We start from the raw sequence: 13,571 nt of genomic DNA, 5'->3' as shown, positions 1-13,571 counted from the left end.
TCACCTCAGGGCTGCCGGGACAGGCACCGCGCGGATCATCAACAGGCGGGCGGCTGGCGCGAACGGCGAGACCTCCAGCATCCGGCCTTCGAGGCCGTGCGCGGCGAGGATATCGAGCAGCGGCGCCGCGTCAGCGTGAGCGGCATACGTCTGACAGACCAGCCAGAACTGCCCGGCAGCGTCACGACAGAACGTCGGCCGGTCGAAGAACGCCAGTCGCTGCGTGAGGCTCAGCACGGCACGGACGCGGCGAAGCGTCCCCAGGACCACGCGCCGGTCAGTGGTGTCCACCGCACGGTCGGGCTCGAACCCCAGGGTTGCGAGCGCCGTGCCTTCCGCCTGCGCCAGTCGGCTGTCCGCCGACAGCACGTCGAGCATGATGAGCAGGGCGTCACGCCAATGCACCGTGGAATGCAGGACCCCCAACGCCTGGCCGAGACGGGCCTGCACCGTCGTCAGCATGCCGGCCTGATGCAGGCCGCGCTCCAGGTCCTCCCAACGCTCCCCCGCCGCAAAGTTGGGACAGTGCGCGGTATAGGTGCCGTCCGGCAGCCTCCACAGCCGCTCCCGGCCCGAACCGACGGACAGGTAACCCGCCACCACGGCCGCCAGGCGTTGGTTCAGGTCAGGAAACATGGTGGCCACGCCTGAAGCATAAGCAATTGAAATCACACGCCTGTCACGTGGCTCCACAAGGTTTCCACAAGAGTTAGCCAAGATTCCACAGGGCGTTTCCTACGGTACGCGGCATGGGAGCCGCCCGAGAGCACCACCGCACCGCACACCGCCAGACGGTCCTGACGGTGCTGAACGACCCCGACCACCCATCCCTCTCCCTCGCCGAGCTGCGGGAGCAGGTCAACAGGGTCAGCCGCGCGGGATACGACACGCTGGCGGCCGTCACCAAGGAGCTGTGTGAGGAAGGGCTGATCCAACGCCACGGCGGCAACGGCGGGCGCTTCATGCTGCCCGGACGTGAAGCGGAAGCGATGCGCGCCCTGGAGGATCGGGTGCGCGCGTACCTGGCCAGCTGCACGGAGCCCGTGGCGTACAACCGGCTGTACGCGGACCTGCTGCTGGACAAGACCACCCTCACGACCATCCTCGGCCGGTTGGTGGAACAGGGCACGCTCACGGTAGTGGAAAGCCCCAGCCTGGGTAAGAAGCTCTACCGCCTGGCTGAAACGTCCACGGGTGAGCCCGAGGACTTCGACGTGGACCTCGCCGGCGCGCTGCTGACGGTGCTCAGGCGCTGGGGCCGCGTGCTCGTCAGCCACCCCGACCTCCAGCGGTTGGGCAGCAGGGCCAGCATCAAGCGCGCCCTGGCACACCTCGCCCGGTATGGCCTGGTGCAGGAAAACGAAGGCGGACGTGACGCGAAGTACAGCGTGTACGTCCACGTGGCCCACAGCGCTCACGTGGTCGCCCAGGTCCTGGGGATCATGGCTCGGGAACTCGGCAGGCCCGCGGCACCCCTCGCACCCGCTCCTCAGCCCGTCGTGGCCGCCGCCGCGACGCCTCTCCACACCCAGGAGAACGCCGTCCATGACGAACTCAGCACCAACCACCGTGCCAACCCCACAGGCTCCTCGTCCGGCGCAGCACCTGTGGCTGCTGGTCCGCAATCTGCCGGGCACACCCGGGGTGGAAGTGACGGAAGTGATCGCGCAGGGCGGCGCGGGACGCTCCTTCCAGTACCAGTTGCCTTCGAATCCGGACCGGCAGGCGCTGCTCGGCGGCGTGCTGCTGCAGGCGGTCAAGCGGTGCACGAACAACGGCGTCATCGCCCTGCACAGTCCACACGCCGAATACGTGCGGATCGCCGACCGCCAGGGAAAGCGCCCGCCGGAACTGGCCAGCGCCCTGAAGCGCCACAACCTGACGCTCACCCTGGCCCGGCGCATCAACGGCGTGGGTCTGTTCGCGGACTACGCCGAGGCGCTGCACGAACACCGCATTCCGGAGCTGCCCCCCATGATCGACTTCCAGCTTCACACCGGGTGCATCACCGACGGTCAGGAGGCCTATGTCGGTGCCGTCCTGGCAGGGCATGGCCGGCTGCACACCTGGCGCAACACCAGCAAGGGCCACGACCTGACGCTCTCGGAGCTGCACGCCGTGCGCTGGGCCTTCACCACCCTGCCCGCCGGGAGCACCGTCGAGATCCACAACCAGACGCCGGATGCCCGCCGGCTGTGGACCGAGCCCGAGGCCGTGCTCGAGGAACACGCGGCTGGCCTCAAGCCGTACATGATCAAACTCGCCCAGATCATCTCCAGTAAGCAGCTCCGGTTCCAGGCACCCAAGAGCGCAGCACACCCAGGGCTGTTCCGGCAGCACGCCCGGCTGATGGCCGGCATGCAGTTCGCGGACGCGGCCAGGGAGCGGCACGCGTGAACTTCGACCTCCAGACGCTCCACGCCCTCGGCTTCCTGCCAGAAGCGCCGCACGCGGCGGCCAGAAGCCTTCTGGAGCGCGATGGTGGAACGCCCCTGGGTGCCGTCGCAGCCGTTCTGGGAGAGCAGGCCGCGCACCTCTGGGGCCAGATGGCGCGGGAACTGGGCTGGCCGTTCTACCCCGACCACAAGGCCCTGAAGAGCCTCGAAGGCCACCTCCTCGATCACAGGGCGGCGCTCAGACTCGGCGTCCTCCCCCATCGCTGGCAGTACACGCACCTGCACGTGCTCACCCACGACCCGGGAGTGCGGGCGGAAGAGTTGCATGAACTGGGCAGCCACGTCGCCCTGGAGCTTGTCCCGCCCGACGTGTACCGCCGCGTCTCCGCGCTGCTGTACCCCCGGCTGCCGTTCGAGCGCTTCGACGAGGCGGAGGCACTGGCCATCGCTACTGGGCGGGGCGCGCGTCTTTTCGCGGGCGGCAGTATCGCCCAGTGGCGCGCCCGCTGGCTGATTACCGAGGCCCAGGCGGCCGAAGCGCAGGCCATCCTGAACGGCTTCGAGTACGTCAACCCTGAAGTCAGCGCCCCTGATCCCAGCACGCTCAGCCTGCTGCCTTTGGACACGATGGTGATGCTGCGTGCCTACCCATATCGCCTGGTAGGCGGCCGCCTCCAAGTGCTGATGAGCGAACCCAATGACCGGGCGGTCCGCACGCTCGAGCTGACAACGCAGCGCAGGGTGGAACCGGTCATGACAGCCCGGGCCTCCCTGGACCTGCTGCTGAACGCAACCCCTGAGACTCAGGCGACCATCACGGCCCTCGCGGAGATGATCGGTGCGTTGGGGCCGGTGCCGACCGAGCTGGAGCCGACCATTGTCGGCGAATAGGCTGCTGGACGACGCGCTCGCCGCCCACGCCGCGGGCTTGGTGGTCATGCCCGTGAACGCGGGCGGGGCGTACGACAAGAGGCCGCACCTCGTGCTGATGGAGACCGGGCACCGGGCACCCAGCCGCAAGTCCCCCGGCCGGTGGGCGCCTTCCTGGCGCCCGCTGATGGTTGAGCCGCCCAGCGAGGACATGGTGGTGGCGTGGTTTCGGCACCCGGCGGGCAAGGGGCTGGCCTTTGTCACCGGGCAGCGGTCCGGGCGGGTCGTGATCGACCTCGACGGCGCGTCCGGGGACGAACTCCGGCAGCGGTGGGGCGTGCGGCCCCATGTCCGCACCGGCAGCGGGGGGTGGCACGTCCACGTCGCCGCGCCCCCCTGGCGCGTCCCCACCCTGAACAGCAAGAGCATGACGGCGCTCGGCGCGGCCTACCCCGGGCTGGACAGCCGGGCGGACGGCGGATACGCGATCCTCCCGCCCACGGTTAGCCGCGCCGGGCCGTACACCTGGCGGCGCCCCCTGGCCGATCTGGAAGGGACAGACTTCCTGCCCGTGCCCGCCCAAGTGCTGCTGGGCCTGCTCAGTCCCCCCGTGCCGCCCTCGGCACCACCGCCAGCCGCCCGGCCTGACCCTCCGCGTGCCCTTGCTGGAACCGGAGGGTCTCCCCCACTGGCCACCACCCAGGACGCCGTGGACGAGGCACTGCGCCTGGTGAACGCCCTGTACGGGCGCGACAACGCGGGGTTCTGGCTCGCGCGGGTCTTGCGTGACCGTGGGCAGGGCCGCGAGGAAGTGAAGGCGTTGGCGTTCCACATGATGGTTCCCGGGCACAACACCAAGGGGGAGATCGAGCCGTACACGAGGGAACAGTGGGAAGCGTCGGTGGACTCGGCGTTTACCCGTGCCGCCCGGGTCAAAGCCAGAAAACCGGAGCCAGTCGCCACGCCTGACCGCCTGGTCGGCGTATGGCCGCACTTGGACGAGGAGGAGCAGCGGCAGGCGTTGCGGTGCGTTGCCGCGAGCTGGACGGCCCAGGGGGAGGCGGCCCGCGTCGAGGCGTTCTTCGCGGCGCTGGCGGTGCCCCAGGAGGTGATTGCCGCGGAACTGAGGGTTGTGCGGCAGCAACGGGCGCAGGGTGTCCTGCTGCCCGGCCTGACGGCGCTCGCTACCCGGTACCTGCCGAGTTGGGAACGCCGGGCTGTGGGTTGACGGCGGAACCTGATCCGCCGCACACTGGCCCTCACCAGAGGGTTTCCCCCACCGGAGCACTTTGGTAAACGCACCCCTCCCGCTCACGCAGGAGGGGAAACTTGTTCTCTGTTACGCTGCCTCTGCGTTTACCAAAAAACTCAGGAGGGAAAGATGTTGGACCTGGTGCGTCGGCCCTTTGGTTTCGCTTCCGCTCTCGCAGCGGAGGCCCACACGTTCACCACCCCCGGGAACGTTTCGCCCACTTCAGATGCGGTCCTGCGGGACCAGCTTCAGCTGATGCGGGAAGAGATTCGGCGGCAGTACGTTCGTCTCTCCAACACCGACCTGGTGTGGCATGCCAACGTGATCAGCACGTACAAGGACCTGCGCACGCTCTGGCTGGACGTCTGGGGAAGCACGCCGCCCTATCTTCTCACCCTGGCGTGTTTCGACTGGTTCAGGCATGTCCAGGGGTGGAGCACCGAGGCGCAGGCCGCAGTGGAGAATCTCTGGCGGTTTGCCGCTCCCATCGCGCTCAAGGTGAGCGTGGAAGCCGCGCCGCAGTTCTCCAGTTGGAGCGAGGCCTTCAGTTTCGTGGCGAGTGGTGCCCTGGAGGTCATTCACCGCTGGAGACCCCGGGCAGGGATCACGTTCCTGAAGTACTTCGAGGAGGCCAGCCGAGCTGAACTTCCGAAGGGGGTCGCGTTCCTGCGAGGTCGCGGTCAGCAGCTTGACCAACGCCTCCGCACGGTCTGGGCCGCTCGCGCCGCGCTCCTGGCGTACGGTGTCGATCCGGCCATGATCACACCCGCCCTGGTGCTGCGCGAGATCGCGAGTCAGTACACCGTGAAGCAGGAACAGCTGCCTCGGCACTGGAACCTGAAGCTGGTTACCGAGCTGCTGGAATCCCAGCAGTACGCGCCGATGTGGTCCCTGGACCACAGCAGCGAAGACGATGACCGGCTGTACGGTGACACCCTGGCGAGCGAGCTGGACGTCGAGAGCCGTTTCGAGACAACCCTGCTGCACCGCGAAGCCAGCATTGCCGCCCGTGCCCTGGCACGCGCCGGACTCTGGGAAACTGCGATGTCCATTTCCCTCAAGGAGCTGCTCGAAGCTGCGGAAAGTGGAACTCCGCCACTGGACGCGTTCTGCCACGAGCACCACTTGAACCGGGACAACGCATTGGAGATCGTCAGCCTGATCGGTCACTTGACCCTCTGGGCCGACTGATCCTGAAGAGGCAACGACGTTGCCTGACCTGGACCAGGTCACCTCAAAGGCCTCAACACGACGTGTTGACTTTTGAGGTTCTTTTTCTGGCGTGAACCTGCCTCCACCTACGGTGAAGGCATGCAAAAGGCGCTGCTCGTGCTGTCCCTCCTATCTGCCACTTCGCTGTCGCTCGCTGCTCCACCCGCCGCGACGCTGGGCGGCAACATAACCACCAGGTTCAACGCCCTGGACCTGCAGGACCACCCGATGGTGCTGAAGATGCACCAGGGAGAAACCTGGCAACTGGAACTTCCGGACAGCGTGGCCAAGATCACGGCTGGCCGTGATGACCAGGTTGACGTTCAGGTGGACTCAAACGTGGTCTTCCTGAAGGCCGTCCAGAACTCCGGCTGGGGCAACCTGACGATCCGCCTCAAAAACGGCGACTCGATCCAGGTGGTCTATAGCCTGGCGAGCACCAACGGCCGGTACATCCGCCGCGTGGTGGTCGAGTACCCAACGGACCCTGACCTCATCGCGCCGCCCGTGGAGGCCGCGCGCCCCGCCGCCAGCCCCCCGGCGGCGACCATGCCCGCCGCAGCCTTGCCCACAGTGCGCCGAATTCCGGCGACGCCAGCAGTGACCGGACCGCAGGCCGCGCCCGCAACGCGGCAGTCCCCCGCGGCAACGGTGGCGGCGAGGCCGCAGGCCGCACCTGCAACGCCCCCGACCTCCATGGCAGCGGCCGGGCCGCAGGTCGCGCCCGAGTGGCTGCGGTTCGGCTTTACCGGTGGCACACGCAACGGGACCAGCCTCACCCTGGGGTACCGCATCACCAATATCGGAACCGAAGCGGTCGTGTTTAGTCCCCTGACCGTGCGGATGCAGGCCGGAAGGCAGCCGCTCAAGGTGGCGGTTCTCGGTGACCAGAACGGTACGGTTCGCGTGAACGCCGGACAGACCGTGTACGGCAACCTGGTGATAGACCAGGCAGGCAGCATCACGGACGTGCCCGTGACCTGGAGCTGGATCGGCTCGACCCTGAACAGCGGACGCCAATATGACGTGGGCGGCCCCTTACACCTCGTGCTGGCGGGAGCGGGTAATGCGCGGCGGTAGGTGGTTCGGCCGCGCACCGCTGTTGCTGGCAGCCCTGAATCTGGGCAGCGTGGCGGCGCAGACGGGCATCGTGTCGCTGATCGACACGAACGTCGCCCCAAACGCGCACTTCTATCGCAACCGCGCCTTGATTGAGGTGATCGACCTGCAACGGCTGGGCACCTGGCGGAGGAACGGGTGCAAGACCGGTACCAAACCCAGCGGAACCTGCCCGACCTTCGAGTTCAGCGTGCCGTTCCTGCTTGATCCCACCCAGCCGCTGAAGAGCAGCCTGGACGTGAGCCGTGACATCGGCGGCGTGATGAGGTACGAGTGGCAACGGTTTCAGGACCGGACGCGCTGGGCGGTCAGTATGGACCTGAACAGGAGCATCAGTGCCGCAACCGTGCTGCCTGCCCTGCCCTATGCCACCCGGCCGCTCGGGTGCACGCCTGGGCTGAACGTCACTGGTGAAGCGGCGATCACGGCGGCCAAGCTGCTGGCCGGGAATCCACTCGACATCACCAACTCCCCGGCCACCTACGCCCTGAGCGTGCCGGCTGGGAGCACGAACCCCAATTTCAGGCTCCCCAGCAGCCTGAGCTACGGCATGAAAGACGACCGGGTGCTGCTGGCGAACTACCCGTACCCGCGCGTCGCGCGCACGCAGTACTGCCCCGGGCGCGAGTTTCCCGCGATCCTGCCCGACTCGGCCTATCCCCTTCCCGGCAGCGTGTACATGCCCAACACCTCGGTGTACGGGATCGCGGGACCGAAGTACCCGCTTCCTTTGGCCTTCAACTGGGGGGAGGTCCGCAGCCGCATCAAGAACTCCTGCGACCGAACGGTAAAGCAGTACTACAAGGAGTACGTGGACAACGTGCTGAAGGCTGTTGCTGCCAAGATGCCAGGCAGCATGCACTGGAACGGCTACACGAAGTGGCAGGGGAGCCGCAGCGGCGTGATCTTCGCACCAGTGGCGGGTGCGCTGCCCAACACCGTCAAGGTGACGAACCTGGCCGCAAAGGCGGGGCTGCCGCAGTTCGCCGACTATCTCACCGTCCGCACCCCAGCCTCCCAGCTCATCAGCAACCCGTCCCGCGCGCACGGCAAGCTGGTACAGCTCGAGGACCTGAAGCGCTGGCTGGAAGTCGGCACCCTCACGGACGCTTCCACCCAGGGCAGCGTCAACCTGTTCCAGACGTGGCAGCAGGTCCTCAGGGTGGTCGACCAGCGCCCGCTCACCTTCTACGCGCACGCTCGCTCCTGCACCTTTGGTGGCTGCGTGAACGTGCCGGTGCCGATCCTGATGCCCGACACGGTCGTGAGTCCTGCGGGCTGCACGGTTGCCTCGGCGGCAGGCGGCCTGGGGACCATGACCTTCGCCCTTCCCGCCGCCCGGTTTGCCTGGGTGTCGGTCCCCGAGGGCTTCCCCATCCCGGGCCTCAGCGGCCATCCCGAACGGAGGGTCCAGTGAAGCGACTTCACGCCTGTCTGCTGGCGGTTGCGGCGCTGGCGGGCCTGTCTGCCGCCAGCGCCGCAAGCAGTCCCAAGGCACCGCCCAACCTCTCGCCCAGAGAACGCGGGCAGGCCACGCAGATGATGTGGGAGATGACGGCGCGGCCCCAGGCGCTGCCTCTGAACCCCAGATCGCTGTACCGCAGCCTGGGGGCTGCCCGCGGCGAGGTTCTGGTCGTGACCTACCAGATGCCGCAGGATCTCGCGGACGCCCTGGTCAAGGCTGCCCGCGCGGGCGCGCGCGTCACGGTGCTGGCCGACGCCCGGACCGCGCGCAGCATGCTGGCCCTCAAAAGTGTCGGGATCGCGCTCTATCGGTCCAGTGTCCCCGTGAATCAGGGCATCTTGGTGTACGGTCCAGTTGTCCTGACCGGGCATCTGGTCAACCAGGTCGAGCAGAGCAGCAGCGCCTTCAGCTCCGTGACCACCGCAGAGGCCATTCGGACCACCTGGCCCACCCTGATGAAACTGAGCCTACGATTATGACCATGCGGCTCCTCCTGTTGATCGTCCCCGCTCTGGTCTGCGGCTGCAAGACGCAGGTGCAGAGTGAGGACCGTCGGGCGGTCACCGTCAACGTCCAGGAGCAGACAGCCGCGAAGCCGTTGGCGCGCGAGGCGGAACAGGCCGTGGGCGAGTTGATCGCTGGCGTCAAGGCGTCCACCCTGGCCGGGTTACAGGCGGAGTACCCCTCGCAGGACCCGGGAAGGCACGCGCTGATGCTGGCGACCATTCAGGACCGGAACTACCAGCTCAAGCCGGAACTGCATAGCGAGGGCGGCGAGACCAGCACCTGGGGCGTGCGGGTCCACCGCGCTTCCGCCCAGCCGTTCCTGAATGCCCAGGCCATCCAGGCGGCGGCCACCCGGATCGGTTCAGCCACCATGGGCACGCCGCAGGTCACCGCTGAGAAGAACCGCCACGCCGCCACGCAGATCCGGGCGGGCGCGGCACCGTATGTGGACCTGTTCGTTCCTGTCACCTTTACCCACCAAGGAGGAAAGTGGGCCGTTCTGCGCACGCCACAGCTCATCGGGAACCTGACGCAGCCGTAATTCCCTTCACACAGCGCGTCGGTGACCTTGGACGCCCACCCCAGCGCCGAGTGGGCGAAACCCATGCGGCGTTCTTTCGTGAGGTGGACCGCTGGTCCGCCGTCGGCACGCGCGACGTGGTCCAAGCGCTCGGTGTCGAGGAGACGAGATGCCTGGTGCAGGAGAGGTACCTGCTGCACTTTCCCAGCCTGATCGGCGGCGTGATGATGCTGGGACCGGCAGCCTACCAGGTGATTGACCCGCAAGAGCGGCGCTGGATTCGCAGCTCGACCGAGGCGACCAACCAGGCCTACGTCCGGGAGGGCATCAAGCGGCTGCTCGCCGAGGGCTACGCGTACGACCTGCCGGAGGCGTACGGACGGCACTGGATGGACGCGCCGGATGGCACCCGCTGCCTGGTGCTGGGCAAGTGCATCGGTAACGGGTACAGCCCCCGCGCCATTCGCGGTCTGCTCTCCCAGAAGCGCTCGCACCTGCTCGCGCAGCACGCACGGTTGCTGGTCGTCACACCGACCCTGGTCAGGCTCTCCAGGCTGTCGGGTACCCATCCCCACCTCGTCAGGCTGTACCGCCTGCCGCTGTCAGACGTCCAGATCGGCCCCCACGCCACCCCACCAGTTCACGTGCAGGACCTGCACCCCGGAGGGGCCGAGGGCTTCCGCCAGGCGACGTGACCTCACCCGGCTAGTCACGCCCCACACCAGCCCAGCGTATGTCCCGGCAAAGTGTTCGCATTTCTGCCGAACGACGCGGCCATGGTAGGAACCCGTGTCAAACTCGATGGCCACGCGGTGCGGCCCGAGGGTGAGGACCGCGTCGGGCTTGCTCAGCTTTCCAAGAGCGGCGGCATCGGAGCGCCACTGTTCCGGTGAAGCGCCGAGCCGCAGACGGATTTCCGCGGTCCCGCACAGGTGGCCGATCTGCTCAGGACTCAGGCGCTGCGGCAGGCGGGGCGCGAGCGTGACAAACCAGATGATCTGCCGGGACGTTCGCGTCCGGAAGATCGGCTGCACGACCGCGCTGAAACAGGTGAACTCGCGCAGACCCTGCATCTGCCCCAGGGCCAGATCGAAGTCACGCCTGAGTTGGGCGGCGCTCAAGACCCGGTCGGTCCTGAGCGCCGCCCTGAGCCGCGCCAGCTTGCTCAGCAGCGGATTACCGCGTGGTGCCATCACCCGCCGCACTTCCGCTCCCACCAAAGAGGATGTTGATGGGCGTTCCACGTTCAATGCGGGCCAAGGTGACGACCGACGCCGTGGTGGCGGGGAGCTTGAAACTGTTCACGGCCCCGCCGGCCAGCGACAGCCAGAAGTTGGGCGGTGCCTGGGTGACGACCGTGACCCCGTTCCCGACCACTGCGGTGCCCGCCTGCAACTGGGCATTGGCTGCTTCCTGGATGCCGGAAAGCGTGCCGCGCACCGCGTCGATGGCCGCCGCAGGGGCGGACGGGCGGAAGCTGGGCTTCACGCCGAGCGTCCCGTCTTGGGCGACGCCGCTCGCGCGCACCGGGATGACCTGGCCGTCGGGCAGGGCCAGCTCCGTGAAGTTCATCTGGACCCGCTTGGAGCTGTCGAGGGTCGCCGTGCCCTTCCAGACATAGGCCCCCCGATCAGCAGGGGTCACCGTGAAGAACTCCATGCTGGCCCCCTCGATCAGTTCGAGGGCAACGGCCATCTGGGTGGGGATCAGTTGACCCATCTGGAAGGGCGAGTCAGAGGCCGGGGCAGTGGGCCAGGCCCGTCCGTTCTGCCCGTTCCCCTGTGTGGTGGGTGCCCTACCAGCCGGTTCAGCAGCGCTGTAAAGCACCTTTGAAGGGGCGTCCTGGGTCGGGGAGGTGGTGACCGTGGGAGCCGTCTGCCCGTTCTGCGGCACCTGCGTCCGGGCATCCGCCTGCCCCGAATTCTGGTTCTGGCCGGGGCCTGAGGACGTGGGCCGGTTGGTGGCCTGGCCGTCGTAGATGACGCTCAGGTTCAGCGACCGGGTGTTCCTGCTCTCCCTAGCCGGATTCCCTGTCCCTTCTGGCCCCTGGGCACTTCCGGCACGGGGGAACGCGGCATCGCTCCCCGTGTCCGCGCCGTTCCCGGAGATGACGGTCATGCGCCCTGTCCGCGGCGCCTCTCCCGGCTGACCGCTGGCCGCCGTATAGATGACACTGAGGCGCGAGTTCGCCCCTCCCCGTGCTGTTCCGGAAGGGGAGGTGGCCCCGGCCACCGTTGCGGGTGAAGCCGGTGCGGAATTCGGTTGGCTTTCAGCGAAGTTCTCGGTCACCTGCCCGGGCGGGGCATCGGCGGGCGTCACGATCGTGGGAGGGGGAGGCGTCACCGTCGCGGGGGGAGGAGACGCGCTGCTCCAGTCCGGTGCGGTGGGGACCGCCGACGCGCTGGCAGCGGGTGGGGAAGCGACCGCCCCAGGGGCAGCGGTAGTGTCGGGTTCCGTGCTGCTCACCGCCGGGGACGGTGTGGACACGCCAGAATTGTCCAAGGCGGGGGGCGGCGTGTACACGGCGGCACTGCTGGAGGGGGTGCCGCCAGAGGACGCGTCGTTGGCGTAGGCGGGTGGGGTGTAGGACGGCGTGGAAAGCTGTGATTCCGTGGGGGCCACCGTCTGCCCCTCACCGACCCCCGAGGTCGAACCTGAAGATGAGACGGGGGCCTGGGGCAGGGGCGCAGTCGCCGCAGACTCGGTCGGTGGCGGAGAGGGCGCCCTGGTGGTGTCAGTGGTGCTGCCAGCTTCCGTGTCCCCAGGAGGGGTGGTGGCCGTGGTCGTCGCAGAAGTGGCGGCCACCGCTCTGGGGGGACGCGGCCAGAACAGGAAGGCGCCCAGCAAGGCAATCAGGACGCCACCGCCGACGATGCCCAGCCGCCGCAAGTCGGGCACAGGCGTGCCGTTGGGGGTTTTGCGCGTGACCCGGGCGGTGAGGCGCTCCATGAATGATTCCCGGCCATCGATGGCCCGGGCCTGTTCCTGCAAGAGGCGCGACGCATGCAATTCCGCCTCGGGAATGCGCGCGAGGCTGAGACGGGTGGCCAGCCGGGGGTCTTTCGCCCGCAACTGCTCGATCAAACTCTCATAGTCCGGACTGTTTGGATCACGAGGAATCTCCAGCCCCAGGGCTTCGACCTCGCCCGCAAGCGTATCCCGCACTTCGGGGTCGTAGATGTACCTCTGCGCTTCAGGCTGCGTCATGGCCTCACCCTAGGTGCGGGCTGGTTTCATCCGGGCGCACCTGGAGGGATGCGCGTCTGGCAGGAACCTGAATCCGGTTAGAAAACGGGGGTGTTCGCACGCCCCATGAACGGCGCGGACTTGGGAGGTATGCATGATTCAGAGGCTCAACATCAGCCAGCGCTCCGCCGCGCTCTGTGCCCGCCTGGGCGTCAGCCCGCTGACCGCCCTCACCTGGCTGGTCATTCTCGCGGCAGCCGCGCTCCTGAGTGTGGCGTTCGCCCAACAGACCGGGAGCAACCCCTTCGACACGACCTTCCAGCAACAGGGCAAGACGGCGTGCGGCTGGATTGCCTTTTTCTCCACCAGCCTCCTCGTGCGTATCTTCTTCTTCGGCATGGCCATTGTCGGCTTCATCATGGGGCTGGCGCGCCTGCGCGGGGGCTGGGTGATCTGCGCCGTGGGCGTTGTCGGCGGCATTCTCGCTCTGCAGGCCGTCCCTCTCGCCAAGAACCTCGGCATCGTCCCGCCCCAGTGCGGCCTGTGAGGGCGCGCCGGTGCCTTGCTGACCCAAGCAGGTGAGAACATGGAATACGATCCGATCTACCGCTTCAATCAGGAGCCGGAATGGCGCTTCGGAATCACTTGGCCGAAACTCGGGAAGGCGGGCGCCGTGACCTTTCTCGCGTTCCTCCTGCTCTCCAGCTCCCTCGAAGGCATCCCCCTGCTGACCGCCCTGCTCGGTCTCCTGATCGCCACGTATCTCGCCCTGGCCACCTACCAGCGCCTGGTGCCGCGCCACTACATCAAGAATCTCCTCTACTACGTCTCGACCCCGATGGTTTTTGAGGTCACCAACGATAGCCAACCGCTGCCCCTCGCCGTCCCCAGATACGCCCAGGTCAAGCCGGGCAGGAACACACTACGCGAGGCCTCCCCCGCCGTGCCCGTTCCGCAAAACGCCGAGGCCTGAGCCTCCTCTCCTCTCCCGCGACCCGCCTGTGCCAGGGCGGGTCCATTGCTCTTGGGGCCAACCAGAAAGCA

15 protein-coding genes are annotated in these 13,571 nt (G+C 67.7%); 11 read left to right on the top strand and 4 right to left on the bottom strand.

Annotation, left to right across the window (positions count from 1 at the left end; genetic code table 11):
- Complete coding sequence (locus tag ABEA67_RS05010) at positions 1-645, bottom strand: hypothetical protein (RefSeq protein ID WP_345461876.1); 645 nt, start codon at positions 643-645, stop codon at positions 1-3.
- A gap of 23 nt (positions 646-668) precedes the next feature.
- The gene (locus ABEA67_RS05005; RefSeq protein WP_345461873.1) at positions 669-1,277 is read right to left on the bottom strand and encodes a hypothetical protein; all 609 of its coding nucleotides are present in this window, start codon (positions 1,275-1,277) and stop codon (positions 669-671) included.
- Between the two features lie 268 nt (positions 1,278-1,545).
- Here ABEA67_RS05005 and ABEA67_RS05000 point away from each other — a divergent pair, with 268 nt between their 5' ends.
- From ABEA67_RS05000 to ABEA67_RS04960, 9 genes are all read left to right on the top strand, one after another.
- The gene (locus ABEA67_RS05000; RefSeq protein ID WP_345461870.1) at positions 1,546-2,397 is read left to right on the top strand and encodes a hypothetical protein; all 852 of its coding nucleotides are present in this window, start codon (positions 1,546-1,548) and stop codon (positions 2,395-2,397) included.
- Complete coding sequence (locus ABEA67_RS04995; protein ID WP_345461868.1) at positions 2,394-3,287, top strand: GspE/PulE/PilB domain-containing protein; 894 nt, start codon at positions 2,394-2,396, stop codon at positions 3,285-3,287. The genes ABEA67_RS05000 and ABEA67_RS04995 overlap by 4 nt, the downstream gene beginning before the upstream one ends.
- The gene (locus ABEA67_RS04990; protein ID WP_345461865.1) at positions 3,274-4,494 is read left to right on the top strand and encodes a bifunctional DNA primase/polymerase; all 1,221 of its coding nucleotides are present in this window, start codon (positions 3,274-3,276) and stop codon (positions 4,492-4,494) included. Before ABEA67_RS04995 ends, ABEA67_RS04990 begins: the two co-directional genes overlap by 14 nt.
- 153 nt (positions 4,495-4,647) lie before the next feature.
- On the top strand, positions 4,648-5,709 hold the full coding sequence (locus ABEA67_RS04985; RefSeq protein WP_345461862.1) for a hypothetical protein: 1,062 nt from the start codon (positions 4,648-4,650) through the stop codon (positions 5,707-5,709).
- 138 nt (positions 5,710-5,847) lie between these two features.
- Complete coding sequence (locus ABEA67_RS04980; protein WP_345461859.1) at positions 5,848-6,810, top strand: hypothetical protein; 963 nt, start codon at positions 5,848-5,850, stop codon at positions 6,808-6,810.
- Positions 6,797-8,266: a hypothetical protein gene (locus ABEA67_RS04975; protein WP_345461857.1), complete on the top strand. Its 1,470-nt coding sequence runs from the start codon at positions 6,797-6,799 to the stop codon at positions 8,264-8,266. The genes ABEA67_RS04980 and ABEA67_RS04975 overlap by 14 nt, the downstream gene beginning before the upstream one ends.
- Positions 8,263-8,793: a phospholipase D-like domain-containing protein gene (locus ABEA67_RS04970; protein WP_345461854.1), complete on the top strand. Its 531-nt coding sequence runs from the start codon at positions 8,263-8,265 to the stop codon at positions 8,791-8,793. The genes ABEA67_RS04975 and ABEA67_RS04970 overlap by 4 nt, the downstream gene beginning before the upstream one ends.
- A 2-nt stretch (positions 8,794-8,795) precedes the next feature.
- Entirely contained in the window at positions 8,796-9,362 is a 567-nt protein-coding gene (locus ABEA67_RS04965) for a hypothetical protein (RefSeq protein ID WP_345461851.1), read from the top strand.
- Positions 9,363-9,412: 50 nt separating this feature from the next.
- Positions 9,413-10,036: a hypothetical protein gene (locus ABEA67_RS04960; RefSeq protein WP_345461848.1), complete on the top strand. Its 624-nt coding sequence runs from the start codon at positions 9,413-9,415 to the stop codon at positions 10,034-10,036.
- Here the strand turns inward: ABEA67_RS04960 and ABEA67_RS04955 are convergent.
- Both ABEA67_RS04955 and ABEA67_RS04950 read right to left on the bottom strand, forming a co-directional pair.
- Positions 9,944-10,534: a replication-relaxation family protein gene (locus tag ABEA67_RS04955; protein WP_345461845.1), complete on the bottom strand. Its 591-nt coding sequence runs from the start codon at positions 10,532-10,534 to the stop codon at positions 9,944-9,946. The two genes, ABEA67_RS04960 and ABEA67_RS04955, sit on opposite strands and share 93 nt — an antisense overlap.
- Positions 10,518-12,548: a hypothetical protein gene (locus ABEA67_RS04950; RefSeq protein WP_345461842.1), complete on the bottom strand. Its 2,031-nt coding sequence runs from the start codon at positions 12,546-12,548 to the stop codon at positions 10,518-10,520. Before ABEA67_RS04950 ends, ABEA67_RS04955 begins: the two co-directional genes overlap by 17 nt.
- Positions 12,549-12,681: 133 nt before the next feature.
- Here ABEA67_RS04950 and ABEA67_RS04945 point away from each other — a divergent pair, with 133 nt between their 5' ends.
- Both ABEA67_RS04945 and ABEA67_RS04940 read left to right on the top strand, forming a co-directional pair.
- A complete protein-coding gene (locus ABEA67_RS04945) occupies positions 12,682-13,074 on the top strand; it encodes a hypothetical protein (protein ID WP_345461839.1) in 393 nt (130 codons plus the stop codon).
- Positions 13,075-13,113: 39 nt separating this feature from the next.
- On the top strand, positions 13,114-13,500 hold the full coding sequence (locus ABEA67_RS04940; protein ID WP_345461837.1) for a hypothetical protein: 387 nt from the start codon (positions 13,114-13,116) through the stop codon (positions 13,498-13,500).
- Positions 13,501-13,571 lie beyond the last annotated feature (71 nt).

Source organism: Deinococcus carri, from assembly GCF_039545055.1.
Classification (GTDB): domain Bacteria; phylum Deinococcota; class Deinococci; order Deinococcales; family Deinococcaceae; genus Deinococcus; species Deinococcus carri.
Note: the sequence above shows the minus strand (reverse complement) of the source record. Positions and strands in the feature narration are given on the sequence as shown.